This is a genomic window from Enterobacter soli (assembly GCF_964208575.1).
Lineage (GTDB): Bacteria > Pseudomonadota > Gammaproteobacteria > Enterobacterales > Enterobacteriaceae > Enterobacter > Enterobacter soli_A.
Genome location: NZ_CAXOFU010000007.1, coordinates 1 through 18,175 on the forward strand (window position 1 = coordinate 1; position 18,175 = coordinate 18,175).

19 protein-coding genes are annotated in these 18,175 nt (G+C 53.1%); 13 read left to right on the top strand and 6 right to left on the bottom strand.

Annotation, left to right across the window (positions count from 1 at the left end):
• Nucleotides 1–180: 180 nt before the first annotated feature.
• Nucleotides 181–849, bottom strand: a complete 669-nt coding sequence (locus AB6V08_RS08720; protein ID WP_368542308.1) for a YecA family protein — start codon at nucleotides 847–849, stop codon at nucleotides 181–183.
• Nucleotides 850–1,254: 405 nt separating this feature from the next.
• On the opposite strand from AB6V08_RS08720, the gene AB6V08_RS08725 reads away from it, so the two are divergent.
• The 6 genes from AB6V08_RS08725 to AB6V08_RS08750 all read left to right on the top strand — a co-directional run bounded on the left by AB6V08_RS08725 (nucleotide 1,255) and on the right by AB6V08_RS08750 (nucleotide 8,345).
• Nucleotides 1,255–2,376 carry a branched-chain amino acid ABC transporter substrate-binding protein gene (locus AB6V08_RS08725; protein WP_368542309.1) on the top strand — a complete coding sequence of 374 codons (1,122 nt, stop codon included), beginning with the start codon at nucleotides 1,255–1,257 and terminating at the stop codon, nucleotides 2,374–2,376.
• 86 nt (nucleotides 2,377–2,462) lie between these two features.
• Nucleotides 2,463–3,377, top strand: coding sequence for an ABC transporter permease subunit (locus tag AB6V08_RS08730; protein WP_368542310.1), 915 nt, complete (start codon nucleotides 2,463–2,465; stop codon nucleotides 3,375–3,377).
• 10 nt (nucleotides 3,378–3,387) lie between these two features.
• On the top strand, nucleotides 3,388–4,677 hold the full coding sequence (gene livM / locus AB6V08_RS08735; RefSeq protein ID WP_368542311.1) for a high-affinity branched-chain amino acid ABC transporter permease LivM: 1,290 nt from the start codon (nucleotides 3,388–3,390) through the stop codon (nucleotides 4,675–4,677).
• The gene (locus AB6V08_RS08740; protein ID WP_368542312.1) at nucleotides 4,674–5,549 is read left to right on the top strand and encodes an ATP-binding cassette domain-containing protein; all 876 of its coding nucleotides are present in this window, start codon (nucleotides 4,674–4,676) and stop codon (nucleotides 5,547–5,549) included. Before livM ends, AB6V08_RS08740 begins: the two co-directional genes overlap by 4 nt.
• Nucleotides 5,546–6,262 carry an ABC transporter ATP-binding protein gene (locus AB6V08_RS08745; protein WP_368542313.1) on the top strand — a complete coding sequence of 239 codons (717 nt, stop codon included), beginning with the start codon at nucleotides 5,546–5,548 and terminating at the stop codon, nucleotides 6,260–6,262. The genes AB6V08_RS08740 and AB6V08_RS08745 overlap by 4 nt, the downstream gene beginning before the upstream one ends.
• A gap of 1,051 nt (nucleotides 6,263–7,313) precedes the next feature.
• Complete coding sequence (locus tag AB6V08_RS08750; RefSeq protein ID WP_368542314.1) at nucleotides 7,314–8,345, top strand: acyltransferase family protein; 1,032 nt, start codon at nucleotides 7,314–7,316, stop codon at nucleotides 8,343–8,345.
• A 91-nt stretch (nucleotides 8,346–8,436) separates the two neighbouring features.
• Here AB6V08_RS08750 and AB6V08_RS08755 read toward each other — a convergent pair whose 3' ends face one another.
• Together AB6V08_RS08755 and AB6V08_RS08760 are read right to left on the bottom strand one after the other, a co-directional pair.
• The gene (locus AB6V08_RS08755; protein WP_368542315.1) at nucleotides 8,437–8,649 is read right to left on the bottom strand and encodes a hypothetical protein; all 213 of its coding nucleotides are present in this window, start codon (nucleotides 8,647–8,649) and stop codon (nucleotides 8,437–8,439) included.
• A 202-nt stretch (nucleotides 8,650–8,851) separates the two neighbouring features.
• On the bottom strand, nucleotides 8,852–9,547 hold the full coding sequence (locus AB6V08_RS08760) for a hypothetical protein (protein WP_368542316.1): 696 nt from the start codon (nucleotides 9,545–9,547) through the stop codon (nucleotides 8,852–8,854).
• Between the two features lie 88 nt (nucleotides 9,548–9,635).
• On the opposite strand from AB6V08_RS08760, the gene AB6V08_RS08765 reads away from it, so the two are divergent.
• A complete protein-coding gene (locus AB6V08_RS08765; RefSeq protein ID WP_368542317.1) occupies nucleotides 9,636–10,037 on the top strand; it encodes a DUF6979 family protein in 402 nt (133 codons plus the stop codon).
• 434 nt (nucleotides 10,038–10,471) lie between these two features.
• On the opposite strand, the gene AB6V08_RS08770 is transcribed toward AB6V08_RS08765, so the two are convergent.
• Both AB6V08_RS08770 and AB6V08_RS08775 read right to left on the bottom strand, forming a co-directional pair.
• A complete protein-coding gene (locus AB6V08_RS08770; protein WP_368542318.1) occupies nucleotides 10,472–10,714 on the bottom strand; it encodes an ogr/Delta-like zinc finger family protein in 243 nt (80 codons plus the stop codon).
• Between the two features lie 46 nt (nucleotides 10,715–10,760).
• Complete coding sequence (locus tag AB6V08_RS08775; RefSeq protein WP_368542319.1) at nucleotides 10,761–11,888, bottom strand: phage late control D family protein; 1,128 nt, start codon at nucleotides 11,886–11,888, stop codon at nucleotides 10,761–10,763.
• 161 nt (nucleotides 11,889–12,049) lie between these two features.
• Between AB6V08_RS08775 and AB6V08_RS08780 the strand changes: the two genes are divergently transcribed.
• Genes AB6V08_RS08780 through AB6V08_RS08805 form a run of 6 tightly spaced genes read left to right on the top strand, consistent with a single transcriptional unit; the run spans nucleotide 12,050 to nucleotide 17,645 of the window.
• Nucleotides 12,050–13,246 carry a phage tail sheath subtilisin-like domain-containing protein gene (locus AB6V08_RS08780; RefSeq protein ID WP_368542320.1) on the top strand — a complete coding sequence of 399 codons (1,197 nt, stop codon included), beginning with the start codon at nucleotides 12,050–12,052 and terminating at the stop codon, nucleotides 13,244–13,246.
• 12 nt (nucleotides 13,247–13,258) lie between these two features.
• On the top strand, nucleotides 13,259–13,774 hold the full coding sequence (locus AB6V08_RS08785) for a phage major tail tube protein (protein WP_004956533.1): 516 nt from the start codon (nucleotides 13,259–13,261) through the stop codon (nucleotides 13,772–13,774).
• Nucleotides 13,775–13,788: 14 nt separating this feature from the next.
• On the top strand, nucleotides 13,789–14,127 hold the full coding sequence (locus AB6V08_RS08790) for a phage tail assembly protein (RefSeq protein WP_001514743.1): 339 nt from the start codon (nucleotides 13,789–13,791) through the stop codon (nucleotides 14,125–14,127).
• Between the two features lie 50 nt (nucleotides 14,128–14,177).
• A complete protein-coding gene (locus AB6V08_RS08795; protein ID WP_326490683.1) occupies nucleotides 14,178–14,252 on the top strand; it encodes a GpE family phage tail protein in 75 nt (24 codons plus the stop codon).
• Between the two features lies 1 nt (nucleotide 14,253).
• Nucleotides 14,254–17,184 carry a phage tail tape measure protein gene (locus AB6V08_RS08800; RefSeq protein WP_368542321.1) on the top strand — a complete coding sequence of 977 codons (2,931 nt, stop codon included), beginning with the start codon at nucleotides 14,254–14,256 and terminating at the stop codon, nucleotides 17,182–17,184.
• 11 nt (nucleotides 17,185–17,195) lie between these two features.
• Nucleotides 17,196–17,645 (top strand): phage tail protein, encoded by a 450-nt coding sequence (locus AB6V08_RS08805; protein ID WP_368542322.1) that lies wholly within the window; start codon nucleotides 17,196–17,198, stop codon nucleotides 17,643–17,645.
• Between the two features lie 116 nt (nucleotides 17,646–17,761).
• On the opposite strand, the gene AB6V08_RS08810 is transcribed toward AB6V08_RS08805, so the two are convergent.
• Nucleotides 17,762–18,175, bottom strand: a complete 414-nt coding sequence (locus AB6V08_RS08810) for a tail fiber assembly protein (RefSeq protein ID WP_368542323.1) — start codon at nucleotides 18,173–18,175, stop codon at nucleotides 17,762–17,764.

Here is an 18,175-nt window from a genome sequence, read left to right on the forward strand (position 1 = left end):
CTTCGTCATTTTCTGAAGATGGCTGACCGCAGGCAGTGACGTCTTTGCTCCCTCTCCCTGTGGGAGAGGGCTGGGGTGAGGGCATCAGACGGTACGTTAGCGCAGTGCGAAGCACCGATTTTCTGCGGTCATCGAAGTGAACGGAACATATCCACTATATCCGCAGAGATCAAAGCTAAATCAGTGCAAACAACAGCTCTTAAACTTCTTCCCGCTCCCGCATGGGCACGGATCGTTACGCCCCACCTTCGCCCCGTTCACAATCGGTTTTTGCGATTCAGGATGCTGCGGATTCTCCACCCAGTAGTTATACAAACGCAGCGCCGCGGGCTGTATCCCCTCAATGCTGGCTTCGTATTCTTCTTCACTCATCCCGTCCAGCCTGTCGCTCAACGCCTCCGAGCCGTGCAGCGCGATAAGATCCAGATCCGCCTTCAGCGCGTCCGGCAGTGAGGACCAGTCGGTCAACGCCACGCCGCGCATATAGCCATAGCACCACTCTTCCACCACAGTGTAGCTCTTGCCTTCGACGTCGTTAAAACCAAACATCGGTTCGAACTGATCCGGATACTCGCTCAGGCGCTCGGCGATATCGTTCATGTGCTTAAAGCAGAGATCGATAAAGCGGTTCATCTCGCGGTCGTTCTTCCAGCGCGGGATGAATTTCTCGCCGCCCCACACCGCCACCAGCCAGGCATCGGGTTCCACAACCATCGGGCCGGACAGCACCGCGGTCAGCATCCCGTCCAGTTCGGACACATCAAGTACGGACGCATCGTCATGACCGTAGGACATTAATGTCTCTTCCAGCCACTCCATTTCGCTTTCATTTAACGGGCCTTCAGTCATTGCTGATACTCCTGATAAAAAAAAGAAAAGATCCTGGCATAGATCGCCCGCCCTGCCTATGGCTAAGTTGAGGTCTTTATTGGTGCAAAAAAGCCCAATTCGTGACCGTTGCACAACTTATGGGCTTTAGTGTTAATGAGATGTGATCTCCGCTGTAATTTCACTTCGTCCCGCGAGGCGGCGTAAAACGGCACTCTATACTCAAACGTGTCGCAACCCGGTCAACGGGTTAACCATTCTGGCAACAATTTTGCTTACTGTTTTGTGCGCGGCTCACGCGCAAGGAACCCTCGCCGTAATAAGCAGGATGCTGCCAAGTTTAGTGCATGTTGTTCTCGCTCTTGTTTTTGGATTGACCACGCCGTCCGGCGTTCGGGCTAAAACCTCTTTGCAAAGGAACATCCAATGTCGCTGAAATTTATCAGAAGTCCCCTTTCTGTCGTGCTGGCGGGTTGTCTGCTGACCGCCTTCTCCGCCCAGGCGGATATTGTGATTGGCGTTGCCGGGCCTTTCACCGGCCCGAATGCCACGTATGGCGATCAGTACTGGCACGGCGCTACGCAGGCAGCAGAAGACATCAACGCCGCAGGCGGCATCAACGGCGAGAAAATCAAGCTGGTGCAGGGTGACGATGCCTGCGAGCCGAAACAGGCCGTCGCCGTGGCTAACCGCCTGGTCGATCAGGATAAAGTCAAAGCCGTGGTCGGCCATTTCTGCTCCTCCTCCACCATGCCCGCCTCAGAGGTCTATAGCGATGCGGGGATCCTCGCCATCACGCCCGGCTCCACCAACCCGCTGATCACCGAGCGCGGCATGAGCGATATGTTCCGCATGTGCGGGCGCGACGACCAGCAGGGACAGGTGGCGAGCGACTTTATCATCGACAAGCTCAAGGCCAAGCGGGTGGTCATTATTCACGATAAAGACACCTACGGGCAGGGTCTGGCGGACGCCACCAAAATCGCGCTGGCGAAGCGCGGCGTTCAGGATGTGATGTACGAGGGGCTGTCGCGCGGGGAGAAAGATTTCAACGCCCTGGTCACCAAAATTGGCGCGCAAAAACCGGACGTGGTGTTCTTCGGCGGCTGTCATCCTGAGGCCGGGCCGCTGGTGCGCCAGATGCGTGAGCAAGGCGTGCAGGCCAAGTTCTTCTCCGGCGACTGTATCGTCAACGAAGAGATGGTGACCGCGGCGGGCGGCCCGCAGTACACCAACGGCATCTACATGACCTTCGGCAAAGATCCGCGTCTGATCCCGGACGGTAAGGCCGTTATCGACAAATTCCGCGCGGGTAAATTCGAGCCGGAAGGTTACACCCTTTACTCCTACGCCTCCGTGCAGGCCATTGCCGCCGCGTTCAAAGCCACGGGCGGGACGGACTCCGCCAAGGCCAGCGAATGGCTGAAGGCCAACCCGGTCGACACCGTCATGGGCAAAAAAGCCTGGGACAGCAAAGGCGATCTGAAGGTCTCTGACTACGTGGTCTATCAGTGGGACGACAAAGGCAAATATAAGGAAGTGCAGTAACGCTCAACGTCGGCAGGTTCGCCTGTCGACGCACACAATACCCCAGGCGGCGTGCCTCACGCTGCCGATAAGAAGAGCGCGCTAAGATGAGTACATTCTTCCTGCAACAGTTGATCAACGGATTAACGCTGGGTTCCGTCTACGGATTAATCGCCATCGGCTATACGATGGTGTACGGCATCATCGGCATGATTAATTTCGCCCACGGCGAAGTGTATATGATTTCCGCTTATCTCTGCGCCATCGGCCTGGCGCTGCTGTCGTTCTTCGGCCTGCACTCCTTCCCGCTGCTGATCCTCGGCACGCTGGTGTTCACCATCGTGGTGACGGGGGTTTACGGCTGGACGATTGAGCGCATCGCCTACAAACCGCTGCGCAACTCAACGCGTTTAGCGCCGCTGATCTCCGCCATCGGCATGTCGCTTATCCTGCAAAACTACGCGCAAATCAGCCAGGGCCCGCGCCAGCAGGGGGTGCCGACGATGCTGGACGGCGTGCTGCGCGTTCATCTTGGCGAAGGGTTCGTGCAGATAACCTATACCAAAATCTTTATTCTGGCCGCCTCGTTCCTCGGGATGCTGCTGCTGACCTGGATAATCAGCCGCACGCGCCTGGGGCGCATGTGCCGCGCGGTGCAGCAGGATCGCAAGATGGCCTCCATTCTCGGGATCAACACCGACCGGATCATCTCCCTGGTGTTTGTGATCGGCGCGGCGATGGCCGGGCTGGCGGGGGTATTGATCACCATGAACTACGGCACCTTTGATTTTTACGCCGGGTTTATCATCGGCATTAAAGCCTTCACCGCCGCGGTGCTGGGCGGCATTGGCTCGCTGCCGGGGGCGATGCTCGGCGGGCTGATCCTGGGCGTCGCCGAAGCGCAGTTTTCCGGGATGGTGAACTCCGATTACAAAGACGTGTTTTCATTCGGCCTGCTGGTGGTGATCCTGATTTTCCGCCCTCAGGGGCTGCTGGGCCGCCCCGTCGTGGCGAAAGTGTGAGGAGAACGACATGACTTCACGCGCGGTTTCCCATGACGGTTTCTCCCTGAAGCGCTGCATCCTGGACGCCATTTTCTCCGCAATGGTGGCGCTCATCATCTTTGGCCCCATCGCGGGGGTGGTGCTGGACGGGTATAGCTTTAACTTCGCCGGACAGCGGCTGGCGTGGATCGTTGCCATTGTCGCTATTGGGCGTTTTCTGCTGAGCGCATTTTTAGGCACCCGCGCCGGTTCGCGCTTTTTATCCCGCTTCGAAGCGGATAGCGCCGGGGTCTACGTCCGCCCACCCGAGTACAAAAGCCGGATGCGCTGGATTATCCCGCTGGTGATTGCCCTGGCGGTGTGCTTCCCGTTTGTTGCCACCAAGTATGTACTGACCGTGGCGATCCTCGGACTGATTTACGTCCTGCTCGGGCTCGGGCTGAACATCGTGGTCGGGCTGGCGGGGCTGCTGGATCTGGGTTACGTGGCGTTTTACGCCATCGGCGCCTACGGCCTGGCGCTGGGATATCAATATCTGGGGCTCGGCTTCTGGACGATGCTCCCGCTCGCCGCGATTATGGCCGCCGCCGCCGGCGCGCTGCTGGGCTTTCCGGTGCTGCGCATGCACGGCGATTATCTGGCGATTGTGACGCTCGGCTTCGGGGAGATTATCCGCCTGATCCTCAACAACTGGCTGACCTTCACCGGCGGGCCTAACGGCGTATCCGCCCCCCCCCCTACCTTTTTCGGGCTGGAGTTTGGCCGCCGCGCTAAGGAAGGCGGCGTCCCGTTCCACGAGTTTTTTCACCTCACCTATAACCCGAACCTGAAGTTTATCTTCATCTACGCAGTGCTGTTCCTCGTGGTGCTGCTGGTGCTGTACATCAAGCATCGCCTGACGCGAATGCCCATTGGCCGGGCGTGGGAAGCCCTGCGCGAAGATGAAATCGCCTGTCGCTCGATGGGGCTGAATCACGTGCTGGTCAAGCTGTCGGCCTTCACGCTCGGCGCCTCCACCGCCGGGATTGCCGGGGTGTTCTTCGCCACCTATCAGGGCTTTGTGAACCCGACCTCGTTCACCTTTTTTGAGTCGGCGCTGATCCTCGCCATCGTGGTGCTGGGCGGCATGGGCTCGACGCTTGGCGTGGTGCTGGCGGCGTTTGTCTTAACCGTGACGCCAGAGCTGCTGCGAAGCTTCGCCGAGTACCGCGTTCTGCTGTTTGGCATGCTGATGGTGGTGATGATGATCTGGCGGCCGCGCGGGCTGATCCGCATCAACCGCAGCGGCTACGCCGTGCGCAAGGGGGTCGCGCCATGAACGGAACGATACTGAGCGTAGAGCATCTGATGATGCACTTTGGCGGCATCAGGGCGCTGAACGATGTGAATCTTGAGGTGCAGCGCGGGTCGATAACCGCCCTCATCGGGCCAAACGGCGCGGGAAAAACCACGGTATTCAACTGCCTGACCGGGTTTTACAAAGCCTCCGGGGGCAACATCCTGTTCAACACCCGGAGTAAAACCACCAACGTGATCCAGGTGCTCGGGCAAAAATTCCAGCCGGGCGACTGGGTCAACCCGGCGCAGCTCGGCCAGCGCATTTTTTACAAGATGTTCGGCGGCACGCACCTGGTGAACCGCGCCGGGCTCGCCCGCACCTTCCAGAATATCCGTCTGTTCCGGGAGATGTCGGTCGTGGAGAACCTGCTGGTGGCCCAGCACATGCGGGTCAATCGCAACCTGTTGGCCGGGGTGCTCAATACCCCAGCCTATCGCCGGGCAGAGAGCGACGCGCTGGATCGCGCATTTTACTGGCTGGAGGTGGTGGATCTTGTCGATTGCGCCAACCGGCTGGCGGGAGAGATGTCCTACGGGCAGCAGCGCCGTCTGGAAATCGCCCGCGCCATGTGTACCGGGCCGGAGATGATCTGCCTCGACGAGCCCGCCGCCGGGCTGAACCCGGTTGAAACGCGCACCCTGAGCAAAATCATCCGCTTCCTGCGCGACCACCACGAGATAACGGTGCTGCTGATTGAACACGATATGGGGATGGTGATGGAGATTTCGGACAACATTATTGTGCTCGACCACGGAGACGTCATCGCCCAGGGCAAACCCGAGCAGATCCAGCACGATGAAAAGGTGATTGCCGCCTATCTTGGCACCGATGAGAGCGAGGTAAGCCTGTGAGCGAGCCGATGCTGGAGTTTCGCGAAGTGGATGTGTTTTACGGCGTCATCCAGGCGCTTAAACAGGTCTCTTTGCAGGTCACCCCGGGTGAAACCGTGGCGCTAATCGGCGCTAACGGCGCGGGTAAATCGACCCTGCTGATGTCCATCTTCGGTCAGCCGCGCATCCGCAGCGGGGAAATTCTCTTTTGCGGCGAGGATATCAGCCACCGTTCGACGCATTTCGTCGCCTCGGGCGGCATTGCCCAGGCGCCGGAAGGACGGCGTATTTTCCCGGATATGACCGTGGAAGAGAATCTGCTGATGGGCACCATCCCCATCGGCAGCCAGTTTGCCGCGCAGGATATGCAAAGCATGTTTGACCTCTTCCCGCGCCTGAAAGAGCGGCGCAAGCAGCGCGCCATGACCATGTCCGGCGGCGAACAGCAGATGCTGGCGATCGCCCGCGCGCTGATGAGCCGCCCAAAGCTGCTCCTGCTCGACGAGCCAAGCCTTGGGCTGGCGCCCATTGTGGTAAAGCAGATTTTCCAGACCCTGCGCGAGCTGGCCCGCAACGGGATGACCATTTTTCTGGTGGAGCAGAATGCCCATCACGCGCTAAAGCTGTCGGATCGCGGGTACGTGATGGTCAACGGGCAGATTCGCCTGAACGGCAGTGGCGAAGAGTTATTAAGAGATCCGGAGGTGCGGAGGGCGTATCTGGGTGGGGTGTAGGGATACCCCCTCCTAAACATGTTAACGCTAAAGTGGGCAATATTCATGATGTGCTGGATTTTGCCGTTACGCCAACCTGCAGCAATGTCTTAAATTCATCGAAACTATCTTATCGAACGTGGGAAATAATCGTTACGGGATCCTTAATTGTGCCGCGCCAGGACGTAATAATACGCAGTAAGCATATGCAATATCCCACCGCTAATGTGGTCGTTTTTCTTTGCATTAATAAATCACCTAGCTGTAGCAATATTATTCTGCACCGCGAAAGTTTTTTATATCTGACCATGCCACATGCTATTTAAGAAACATGGAAGGCATCAGTTTTCTCGCCTTCAATATGGGTCTTAGAACTATAGTTATTGGTATCGTCCCCTTCAATCCGGTTCCCCGTCCGACTCGAAAGCTACCAGTATACGCGCAGCCCCAAATACCATCATTTTACTATGCATATAAGGGCCGAGTGCACATTTAATCATAGCCTGGCAAACATTTAGTCAGGCATCGCATCAAACAGCTGTTCGATGAATGCAACAAGAGACGATGTATGTTTTGAAGTAACGAGATGAAGGATGGTGACATAATTCCTATTGCTGATAAAATTCAACCTCGAATATACAGCCAAATATGGATAAACTTACATTTAAAAGTAATCATCAACTAATGACATGAATCGTGAGGATATCAGCGCTAATAATTCCCAACGATACGCACCATATATGATGAATATTAAGTTAAATCAGAATCGTATGTAGTGCATGTCGAGAAAAACATAGCTCATTCAAATGGGGATATTGGTCACTTTGAAAGATTAATCTATTAGATTGCTTTTTTTTTATCGTACATTCATCAATCAGGCTGAGGTATTAACCCCAATGGCTCCTCCACGCGAACCGCTCCTCATCAGAGCCTTTTTTCCAAACTAAAGCTAAATTTGCACATTACAGAGGATTATCCCCTCTCTCAGGTGTTCTATTTGATACATAACTTCTTACTTTTTGGTATGCTGAGACATTCCCGATACGACTGAATTTGACTTCAGGAGCTTGCATTGATAGCCAACTTAATGGAAAAAAAACGCATAAAGTCAATGGACTTTATCAGAACCATTTCCGTAATAATGATTATCATCTTTCATTTTTATGTTGAAGCCAAAGCAAAAGGATTTACATCCAGCTTTGATTTTATACTATCCCAACTTGGTGATTTCGGAGTTTCGTTTTTCATAATTATTAGTGGCGGCGGCCTTTACTTAAGCACAATGAAGGGTATTAAATTGCTCTCATTTTATAGAAAAAGAGCTGGGACAATATATCCATCTTTTTATTTGGCTTACCTGGCTGTGTCCATTTTTCTGTATCTGACAGCGAACAGGGTTGTTTTCCTGAACGATCCGTTGTTAATGTTGATCACTATACTTGGATTCGACGGATACTTAGCCAGCAACATTCAAAATTATTATCTTGTAGGCGAATGGTTTTTGGGTTTTATTATTATAATCTACCTCATATACCCTCTGATATTAAAGCTTTTCACCTATAATAAATGGCTAACATTATTCACAGCTGTATTAATTAGTATTATTTGTTTCAAATACAACGATACTATTAATGCCAATTTTCCTATCTGGAATAAAATTGACACATGGAATCCTTTGGTAAGATTACCAGAGTTTATTTTCGGAATGATATTCTTTGGTTTTATGATAAATGATAAACGCTACACCATCTTTACGCTGTTAATTTCCTCACTTATTATAGCGGCTTACAGTATATTCGGGTTAAATATGATAGATTATTATAAAACGCCCTTGTTTATCGCCGTTGCTGTAGTAATAACATATCTATATGAATATGCTATCAGTTTCAAAATCATTGACCGACTTTGTCTGTCCCTGTCGGCATTATCATTCATGGCGTTTCTTTTGCACCATCAGATTATTTATGCCTTGTCCAAAAACGGAATTATGCAGAACATGGACGAATATAATCTATTTTATGGGTTTGCAATGGTTCTTATAATAACTTTTGTAAGTGCTTATTTGCTGGAAAACGTGGTACAGAAAATCAAAAAAAATTTCTAAGCAGACAAGCCTTTATATTGAACATCTTTCTGAGCCAGACGTTGAGAAAGGTATTTTAGGATGGAGGCCGCCCGAAGGCGGCAACGTTATCTTAGTGGTGGGTTAACCGCCCATCACTATGATGTGGGCCAATCCTGCCCGCTTCTATCAGGATCTCTTCAATGAGTTCTTCCAGGCACTCCTTGCCGTGATGATCGCAAACCAGGTGTACCTGCCGGGTAATTTCTTCTGATTCCATGCCGTCGCACAGTGCCGCTTTCAGCATGACCGAAGCCCAGCGTTTTGCTTCAGAGTGATTGAGCATAACCCCTCCAGACGTACGATACCTGTATAAGCGTAGCTGAAAGATCTTATGTTAAAGAGGCTAATCTGTAAGGGTGAATTTCAGGCACAAAAAAACCACCTTTCGGTGATTTCACGACACCGCTTATTGCTTTGATTATTCTTTGTTTCCCATGCCAGCCGGAGCACTCCAGGAACCACGCTCAATATTATCAGATAAACAATCAACTACGATTATGCCCTTCACGGTTAAGCAACGTGTCCGGGAACAACGAGCTTGCAACACCGATCAGGAGATACTCTAAAAACGATAATCGTGTTGCACCAAACTCGGGCCATATGCCCGCATCGTTTTTGTTCCATGCTTTACACCAGAACCAGATATCTTGCTTTAACTGCGGGCGTACCGCTGGATAAGAAACAAAAAGACGTTCTGCCCAGTTTTGGTACTTCATAGTCACGTACCGGGCGTCGTGCCCGGGAAGAACCGATGCGCTCAGGTCTCCAATATGGTACTGGTAGTTATCCCCCCAACGCGCAAATTTGTCTTTAACCCGCGCAACATCTTTTATATTGGCCGATATGGGGTTACTACGCCCTTTTGATTCTGCTTTACCTATATAAAGCGGGACAACGTCATCGTGTTGACGCAAAAACATCATATAGATTAGGCCGTCAAACCGATCGCATTGACTCGCAATATCCTCCAGCAAAATATTTGTCTGAGAAATCACTCTGGCTTCCATCGATTCACTTCGGGAGAGTATGTTTCTTGACAGGACCTTGCCTACCTGCCGGACGCGCACGAAAGATTCCTGGTCTGTATCGAAGAGGTGTGTGCTGTTCTCTATTATTTGTTGGCGGTGGCAGAAAGCATCCCATAGTGCTTTCCGTTGCCCGATTACATGCTGCTCAGTCATCTCTTATTCACTAACGCTAGCCCATCACTTATCGTCGAATGATATCATCCCTGATCCAAGTAGACCGATTTAAACAGGATGTAAATCAATGAAAGCCACACACAGTAGCTATGGGATTATCACCCTAAATGCAATCGAACTTATCAGACAACACTTGACCCCAATTGAAGCATGGCGTCGCGCCGTTACAGGTAAAGAAAAAGGATGTCCTAAAACAGCATTTCTGGGCTTATGCCAGTTTGGTTGGGTGAAAAATATTCCACGTGGGGAATATCTATCTTCTCGCGCATTAAACGGACCTAATAAGGATTATGCAATCCGTGCAGCCCAGCTTTTATTGGCAAATCCTGATGCAGGCTTTACGACTAAACAGCTTTGGGCATTAAGCATTGCTGGTTTAAATCAGCCTCCGGCTAACCATAATCAGCAAATGAATGTTGTGTTTGCTATCTGGGAGGCAGGGTTACTCATCGAAGGGACCATGCCTTAACGGATAACGTGACCTCATACTCGGCTACGAAACGGAATACCGCCTGCACAGTTGCATATTTTATGATAGGGCTGTGCTGGGAAAATGTGTATATGCAAGCTACAGATTGCACTTCATGCACATGACTTGAATTTCAGGCACAAAAAAACCACCTTTCGGTGGTTTCACGACACTGCTTATTGCTTTGATTATTCTTTGTTTCCCATGGTAGCCGGAGTGGGACTTGAACCCACACAGCGCGAACGCCGAGGGATTTTAAAAACTATCAATGAACCTTATAAATCATAACCTTATGATGCATAAGCCATTTAAAAATGCCTATATCAGCGTAATATTGCGTATGGCGGGAATCTATCGCCACAATTTTCACTCACTTTCGGCGGCATCGCCAATTTGTTTTTAATAGAGGAAACCCGCCATGTAGGCGGGTTATTTCATAGTGTGAGTGAGAGCTGATCTTCGCCGTGATGACTTCGCGGGAAAACATCTTGCGGAACCATCGCGCCGGGGACTGGTTGAGTCTGGTTTAATGATTCGTCTATTTGCGTCATGCTGGTAAAGCAGTAGCCGCACAACATATTTTGACACTGGTGATAACTGCGGCGCACTAAATCACTCAACTCTACACTGGTACGAGTTTTCGCAACTGCACGGCAGCGAGGACAGCGCATTGCCATACGCGGGCCTCCTCTGGGCTGGTTAATATCACGTCAAGTATAACGCTTAACCCGTTGATTCGTCACCCTCCTCAGCCGTCCATTCATCAATCTTAACTTCCAGCTCCAGCGAGGTTGTAAAGCCCCCGCTGCCGATATCATGCACACATCGGGTAATCGTCCAGTAACCATTATCAATCGTGGACTTAAAGCCCGATACGCTTGCCGGTTGTTCCGGGTACAAATCCGCCCGGCCCCGCGCCAGCGTGATAGAGAATGACGCCGCGCCACGTTGTAGCTGGCTCCACTTCGCCGCTGCTGCCCGCTTCGCTGCCTTTTCCGTTTTAAACGTCTTGCGGATCACGAATACGTTGCCTTCCGCGCCCGCCATGTAATCCCCTTCTTTGCTGCTTGATGCGGGTTCTTTTGGCTTCTTCGGCTGGGTTTTTCTGCGGCGTCTGCGGGTTTTTGTCTTTACCGTGGTGGCGGGTTTCTTACCGAAATTCAGATCCAGCCAGTAAGCGGTAACGCCGGTATAAGCGTCACGATCGGCAATGCTAAAACTATGCTTGTCGCCGCTGCCCCGCACGATGCCGATCGCCGGTAAAGGTTTACCGCTCTGGGTTACGCCCTGCCCCGGCGTGATGAACAGCAACATGCCGTTTTTGACTGTGGCAACCGCACCCAGCATATCCGCCATTCTGGTGAGAAAACTTATATCTGATTCACTGGTTTGGTCAGCGTGATCGATCTCAATCTTCGCCAGTTCCTCGCTTACCCCGGCGCGCAGGTCGTACCGGCTGGCGATACTGGCAACCACATCACCAACGGTAATATCGTGCCAGGAGTATTCACGCTTCACGTTGAACGTGTCGCGAAAGTCTGCGCTACGGGCGCTGATGGTAAGCTGGTCAGGCGGGCCTCGGTGCGCAACCTCATCAACGGTGTAAAGCCCTTTAAATACCAGCGGTTCATTATCCCAGCCCAGCGAAACGGAAATCTTAGCGCCACGCGATGGCATCACGATCTGCCCGTCTGAATCGTCCAGCGTGAGATCAAGCGTATCCGCTTCAAATCCCCGATTGTCCGTCAGCGACAACGAGATCAAACGGTCATCCAGCGCGGTGAGCTGCTTGCCCTCAATCTGAATACTGAACGCCGGGCGTGGCGAATAACGCGCATCATCATCCAACATCTTATTGGTTCCCTCATTGGTGAGGATACCATCGTCGCCACGCGCGCGCGTACAGACAACGCGAGGCTGTTGTTGCGGTCTGCTGACAATGCCTACCTCTCGCACCAGCTGGCAATTGTCGCAATGATAAGTGGCAATCATTGACCTGGCGAGGCAACTACATGGCCACAAATTACCATCACGGTGTAACCGTCACGGAAACCACCGATCTGAGCACGATGATCACCGATATTGATTCTGCGGTTATCGGCGTCGTTTGTATCGCTGACGATGCAGATGAAGAAGCGTTCCCGCTGGATACCCCTGTACTCATTACCCGCGTGGCTAACATGCTGGGCAAGGCAGGCAAAACCGGCACCCTGTTCACCACCCTGAAAGCCATTTCAGACCAGACCAGCCCGCAGACCATTGTGATCCGCGTGGCTGATGTGTCCAAAATCGTACCCCCTGAAGGTGGCACGGCTCCGACGCAGGATCAGCTGGTCATTGGCGGTACTGACCCGGAAACGGGGCTTTTCACCGGCATGTATGCGCTGCTATCGGCGGAGATGCGTGTTGGCGTCCGTCCGCGTGTGCTTGCCGTTCCCGGCCTTGATACTCAGCCAGTGGCGGCGCAACTCGGCGTGATAGCGGAGAAGCTGCGCGCCTTTGCTTATGTTTCAGCGAACGGCTGCAACACAATTGCAGAGGCAAAGGAATACCGCGAGCAGTTTGCCCAGCGTGAAATGATGGTGATCTGGCCTAACTTCATTTGCTATGACACCAACGCGGGAGCAAACGCCACCGTACCGGTAGGTGCTCATGCGGTAGGGATGCGCGCCAAAATCGACGCAACGCAGGGCTGGCACAAAACCATTTCCAACGTGCCGGTGAACAACGTGCTGGGGATGGATCGCGATATCTATTTCACCTTACAGGGCACCGACACCGACGCGGACGAGCTGAACGCGGCAGGCGTCACCACCCTGATCAAACAGGACGGCTATCGCATCTGGGGATCGCGAACCTGCGACGAAGAAACCTACATTTTTGAGAGCTACACCCGTACCGCTCAGATTGTAGCGGATACCGTGGCAGAGGCTCACTTCTCCTATGTTGATAAGCCGCTCACCCCTTCGCTTGTGAAAGATATCGTTGACGGTATCAACCGCAAGCTAACGTCCTATGTGACGGCGGGCAAGCTGCTCGGTGCGCGCTGCTGGTACGACCCTGAACCGAATACCAGCGAAACGCTGCGTAACGGGCAGCTCACCATCAAATACAACTACACGCCTGTCCCACCGCTGGAAAATCTCAGTCTGGTGCAGGAGTTCACTGATGAATACTTCGCTACGTTTTCCAGCGCAGTGAATAACTAACCGGGGGCGCGTATGGCTCTGCCTAAAAAACTTAAATACTTCAACATGTTCTTTGACGGGGATAACTATTTCGGCATGGTGCCGGAAATCACCCCGGCGAAGTTAACCCGCAAAACAGAGGATTATCAGGCCGGTGGTATGCCGGGTTCTGTCGCGGTCGATCTCGGCTTTGATGCCGGGGCGCTGGATATGGATATAACCCTTGGCGGCATGGATGCGGGGCTGCTGAAAAAATGGGGCATCGCCACCGCCGATGGTATGCAAACGCGCTATGCCGGTTCGTACCAGGATGATTCAACCGGCGAAGCGGTGCCCGTTGAAATTCAGACGCGCGGACGCTTCACGGAGATGGATCCGGGCACGTCCAAAACCGGGGATGATACTTCCCATAAGTACACCCTGAAAAATACCTATTACAAGCTGACCATCAACAGCGAAGAAATCATTGAAGTTGATGTGCTCAATATGATCTACAAAGTTGGCGGCGTTGACATGATGGAAAAACATCGCGCTAACATTGGCTTATAAGGAATTAACGCACCATGACCAAAGTAACCGGTAAAGAAGTTGTCACGCTCAATGCGCCTATCGTTCGCGGCAAGACTGCAATCAGCGAAATCACGATCACGCCAGTCTTAAAACAGGCCGGATCGCTGCGTGGCTTAAAAGTCTATGACGTTCTGACGTCGAATTATGATGCGCTGGTTGTTCTGCTGCCGCGCGTTACCGCCCCGGCACTGACCGCTGACGAAATCGCCCGCATGGATACGTGGGACTTCTGCCAGCTCGCCAATGCGGTGGTTGATTTTTTGCAACCACCTTCGGATCAGAGCGGGACGGATACGGGCAGCGCGTCATCAGATGCCCCTGCGAACGCATAGAAAACTTAATGGCGGATATCGCCGTCATTTTCCACTGGCGACCAGCGGAGATGGACGCCATGACGGTAGAGGAACTTCTGTTATGGCGTGATCAAGCCGCTGCGCGCAGTGGCGGAGATCAATAAAATGGCAGACCGCAAATTAAATATTCAGGTGGCATTCAGCGCCCTGAATAATATGTCTCAACCTGTCAACGCGGCGCGCCAGAGTGCCGCCGCGCTGGCCTCTCAGATTAAGCAGACGCAGAGCAGCATCAAAGGGCTTGAGCGTCAGGCTACCAGCTTTGACCGGCTGACCAACGCCAACAAAAAAACCACCGATCAACTGGCTCAGGCAAAGACGCAGGCACGTGAAATGGCGGCGGCTTTCGGCCCACTGAAACAGCGCAGTGCTGAACAAGTTACCGCCCTCAACCAGCAGCGGGCAGCGATCCGCAACCTCACAGCCCAGCAGAAAACGGAACAGGCCCAGCTCAACCAGTTGCGCGCCAGCTTCTACAGCGAAGGGATTGCGATCAGCAGCACCAGCCGGGCAACGGAACAAATCAGCCAGCGCACCGCACAGTACAACCGCCAGCTTACTGAGCAGCAGCGGCGGCTTGAGTCCGTCACGCAGGCACAGGCGCGCTATGCCCGCGCCAAAGAAACCGGCGAGAGATTGCAAAGCTCAGGTATGAAGACCGCAGCGACCGGCGCGGCGGTACTTGCTCCCGTCGCTGCTGCCATAAAGAGTTACAGCAGCCTGGAAGATGCCATGAAGGGCGTATCCAAACAGGTGAATGGCCTGCGCGATGATGACGGCAACCGCACCGCTCAGTTTGCTGAGATGCAAAACGCTATCAAAGACGCTGCCGAAAATTTGCCAATGCCCAACGGGGCCGTTGACTATGCCGCACTGGTAGAGGGCGGCGCGCGTATGGGCGTGGCTAACAGCGATGATCCATGGCAGAAGCAGAAGAAGGATCTACTGGATTTTGCCAACACCGCCGCCATGGCCTCAAAGGCGTTTGAGCTGCCTGCCGATCAGCTGTCGGAAAGCCTGGGTAAAATCGCCGGTCTGTATAAAATCCCCATTCAGGATATTGGCAAGCTGGGCGACGTCATCAACTATCTGGACGATAACGCCAAATCAAAAGGCTCTGACATTATCGACGTGTTGCAGCGCGTGGGTGGTGCTGCCGATCAGCTCGGCTATCAGAATGCGGCGGCACTTGGCTCCACGTTCCTGAGCCTTGGTGAACAATCCGAAACAGCGGGCACCGCAGTTAAAGCGATGGTGCGCGAGCTTGGTAATGCTATGGTGCAACCGGATCGGTTTATGGAAGGTCTGGACGCGCTGGGGCTAAGCGCTGAGAAGGTGCAGAAGAACATGGCAAAAGACGCCATGGGCACCATTATGGCGGTGATGGAAGCCACCAAAAAGCTGGAACCAGATAAGCAAATGAACGTGCTTACTCAGCTCTTTGGTGACGAATACGCAATGGCGGTTTCCAAAGTCGCTAACAACCTGCCAGAGCTGCGCAGGCAGCTCGAATTAACCCACGGCACCGCGTCTAAAGGCTCCATGAAGCGGGAATCCGATATTGATAAAGATTCACTCTCATCACAGTGGCAGATAACCAAAGCGGAGTTTGGCAACAATTTCAGTGCTCTGGGTGAAACCATGCGCGGGCCAATGATGGCGATCATGAAATCAGTCGGGGGCGTCCTGCAATCAATCCGGAGCTGGGTTGAAGCCAATCCGGCACTGGTTGCCGCCATCATGAAAACCGTCGCCGCAATTGGTGCCATTCTCACGGTGCTGGGTACGCTTATGCTGGCGCTGGGCGCAATACTCGGCCCGATGGCGCTTGTACGTTTGAGCTTTACCACGCTGGCAGGTGAAGGCGGGATCGCCAAACTGCTGACCAGCATCACCCGGCTTGGCGGCGCGTTTCAGTGGCTGGCTGGTTCGCCCATGCAGGCGCTGCTTACTGCCGGTCGTGCGGTCTTTGGCCCCCTGATCACGCTGCTGGCGGGTATCTCCGCCCCAGTCTGGGGTCTGATTGCCCTGTTTGCTGGCGTCGCTATTGCGATCATCCAGTTCTGGCAACCTATCAAGGCGTTTTTCAGCGGGTTCTTTATCGGTCTGATGCAGGGGCTACAGCCGATCTTTTCTATCGTTTCCGCCGTATTCTCGCCGCTGGTACCGATATTTGACGCCATCATCTCCGCGATCAGTACGGTATGGGACTGGTTTACAAAACTGTTTGAGCCGATCCAGTTCTCCACTGAGGCGCTGAAATCCTGCACCAGTGCCGGGGAATCATTCGGCAAGATTGTTGGTGACGCCATATCACTGGTGCTATGGCCCGTTGAACAGCTCTGGAAAGGTCTGGATCTGGTGCTGGAAAAGCTAGGCCTGATACCTGATCAGGCAGAGCGAGCCAAAAAAGCCGTTGAGCAGGTGAACACGCAGAAGAAACTTACCGGGCTGGCGGATACGCTTGCCGGAGATCTGAAAGCCGTCACCGCACAATCGAAGAAGGAAGAAGAGAAGAAGGAGCAGAAGCGGAAAACGGAACAGAGCCAGCAGCAACAGGCGCTTGCCAATAACCTGAAAGGCCCGGCGAACCTGGCACCGAAGATCAGCAGTAGCCTGGATAAAATCGCCAGCAACACGGCAGAGAAGAAAGACGGCCCCGGGGAAATCGTCTTCAAAAATAAACAGCCGTACATTCCTATCCGTGGCGGGTATGCCGAACCGGTGCAGCAGGCTCAGCGGCAGGTGCCATCACTCACTGCATGGATGCAGCAGCAGGCTGGCGCACTCGTTTCTTCGGTGCTGCCGTATAGCGTTCAGCAGCCTGCCGCCCGTTCGCCAGTGTCGGCGGTTCCGTCTGCGGCTTCCGTCGCGGCGCTGATGCCTGGCGGCGACGTGTTTAACTTTGAAATCAACATCAACGACTCGGGCCAGATGGATGAACAAAAACTTGTCCAGCGCATCCGCGAAGAGCTCACCGTTGCCCAGCAGCAGGCCGCACGGCGCAAACGCTCGCAACTGACCGATCACGAATAAGGGGCAAAGCCATGATGATGATATTGGGCATGTTTCCGTTTGCGCTACAAACGACGCCCTACCAGACGTCGAACCAGTCGAATACATGGCGACACGTCAAAAACGATCGCGTGGGGAAATCCCCGCGCTATCAGTACATAGGCCCGGATGAAGAGCCGATCACGCTATCCGGTACGCTGTACCCGGAAATCAGCGGCGGCGATGTGTCGCTCACTACGCTGGAGACAATGGCATACACCGGCAGAGCCTGGCCCCTGATTGAAGGCACCGGCAAGATTTACGGGATGTACGTGATCGACGGGTTAACCCAAAACCGCACTGAGTTCTTTCAGGACGGGAAAGCGCGGAAGATTGATTTTACCCTCAGCCTGAAAAAGGTCAGCGAAGATACCAGAGAGAAACTGGCGCAAATCACCAATGATGATGTGCTGTCTATGGTGAAAGCAGGGGTGAATTTCTAACTTTATTTTTTATGGCCAACACGTTCATTGTTGACAGTGTGGTACCGAAATCATCGTGCACCGTCACTTTTAGCCGTGCTAAAGCACGATCATTTGTGGCGGTGCTCGATATCCGTTTACGCCTCCGGCTTCTCAGGCCAGTTGATATCTGGCGCGGCTGACGTGTCTATAGACTCCAGAGCGTCCAGATAATCCAGCCAGATATTGTATTGCATAAGCTCATCACCTCCCAACCGTCCAATTGCTGCCTTTCCAGGCCACTGCTTACTGTTGATGAAATTATTGGCCTGCTCGATTAATGACAGCTTTTGTTCATCAGCTTTTGCAATTTCCTCTTCTTGAGTTAATGGCGGCGCGTCCAACCAGGCAGGCATTCCCGCGTCTGATCCCAATACTTTACCTTCCGGCCAGGCAACATTGGTAAATTCCCGATAGATTTCTTCGGACACAACACTCGAATCCTCAGGAATAAAGGAATTTACGCCCTCAATGTAAAACCCCAAGGCCGAACCTGAAAAATATATATTCAT

Coding starts and splice junctions, on each gene's coding strand:
- AB6V08_RS08780 (WP_368542320.1), top strand. CDS start 12,050: ATGGCCACAAATTACCATCACGGTGTAACCGTCACGGAAACCACCGAT.
- AB6V08_RS08760 (WP_368542316.1), bottom strand. CDS start 9,547: ATGACTGAGCAGCATGTAATCGGGCAACGGAAAGCACTATGGGATGCT.
- AB6V08_RS08755 (WP_368542315.1), bottom strand. CDS start 8,649: ATGCTCAATCACTCTGAAGCAAAACGCTGGGCTTCGGTCATGCTGAAA.
- AB6V08_RS08740 (WP_368542312.1), top strand. CDS start 4,674: ATGAACGGAACGATACTGAGCGTAGAGCATCTGATGATGCACTTTGGC.
- AB6V08_RS08730 (WP_368542310.1), top strand. CDS start 2,463: ATGAGTACATTCTTCCTGCAACAGTTGATCAACGGATTAACGCTGGGT.
- AB6V08_RS08720 (WP_368542308.1), bottom strand. CDS start 849: ATGACTGAAGGCCCGTTAAATGAAAGCGAAATGGAGTGGCTGGAAGAG.
- AB6V08_RS08725 (WP_368542309.1), top strand. CDS start 1,255: ATGTCGCTGAAATTTATCAGAAGTCCCCTTTCTGTCGTGCTGGCGGGT.
- AB6V08_RS08765 (WP_368542317.1), top strand. CDS start 9,636: ATGAAAGCCACACACAGTAGCTATGGGATTATCACCCTAAATGCAATC.
- livM (WP_368542311.1), top strand. CDS start 3,388: ATGACTTCACGCGCGGTTTCCCATGACGGTTTCTCCCTGAAGCGCTGC.
- AB6V08_RS08800 (WP_368542321.1), top strand. CDS start 14,254: ATGGCAGACCGCAAATTAAATATTCAGGTGGCATTCAGCGCCCTGAAT.
- AB6V08_RS08810 (WP_368542323.1), bottom strand. CDS start 18,175: ATGAATATATATTTTTCAGGTTCGGCCTTGGGGTTTTACATTGAGGGC.
- AB6V08_RS08785 (WP_004956533.1), top strand. CDS start 13,259: ATGGCTCTGCCTAAAAAACTTAAATACTTCAACATGTTCTTTGACGGG.
- AB6V08_RS08805 (WP_368542322.1), top strand. CDS start 17,196: ATGATGATGATATTGGGCATGTTTCCGTTTGCGCTACAAACGACGCCC.
- AB6V08_RS08770 (WP_368542318.1), bottom strand. CDS start 10,714: ATGGCAATGCGCTGTCCTCGCTGCCGTGCAGTTGCGAAAACTCGTACC.
- AB6V08_RS08790 (WP_001514743.1), top strand. CDS start 13,789: ATGACCAAAGTAACCGGTAAAGAAGTTGTCACGCTCAATGCGCCTATC.
- AB6V08_RS08775 (WP_368542319.1), bottom strand. CDS start 11,888: ATGTTGGATGATGATGCGCGTTATTCGCCACGCCCGGCGTTCAGTATT.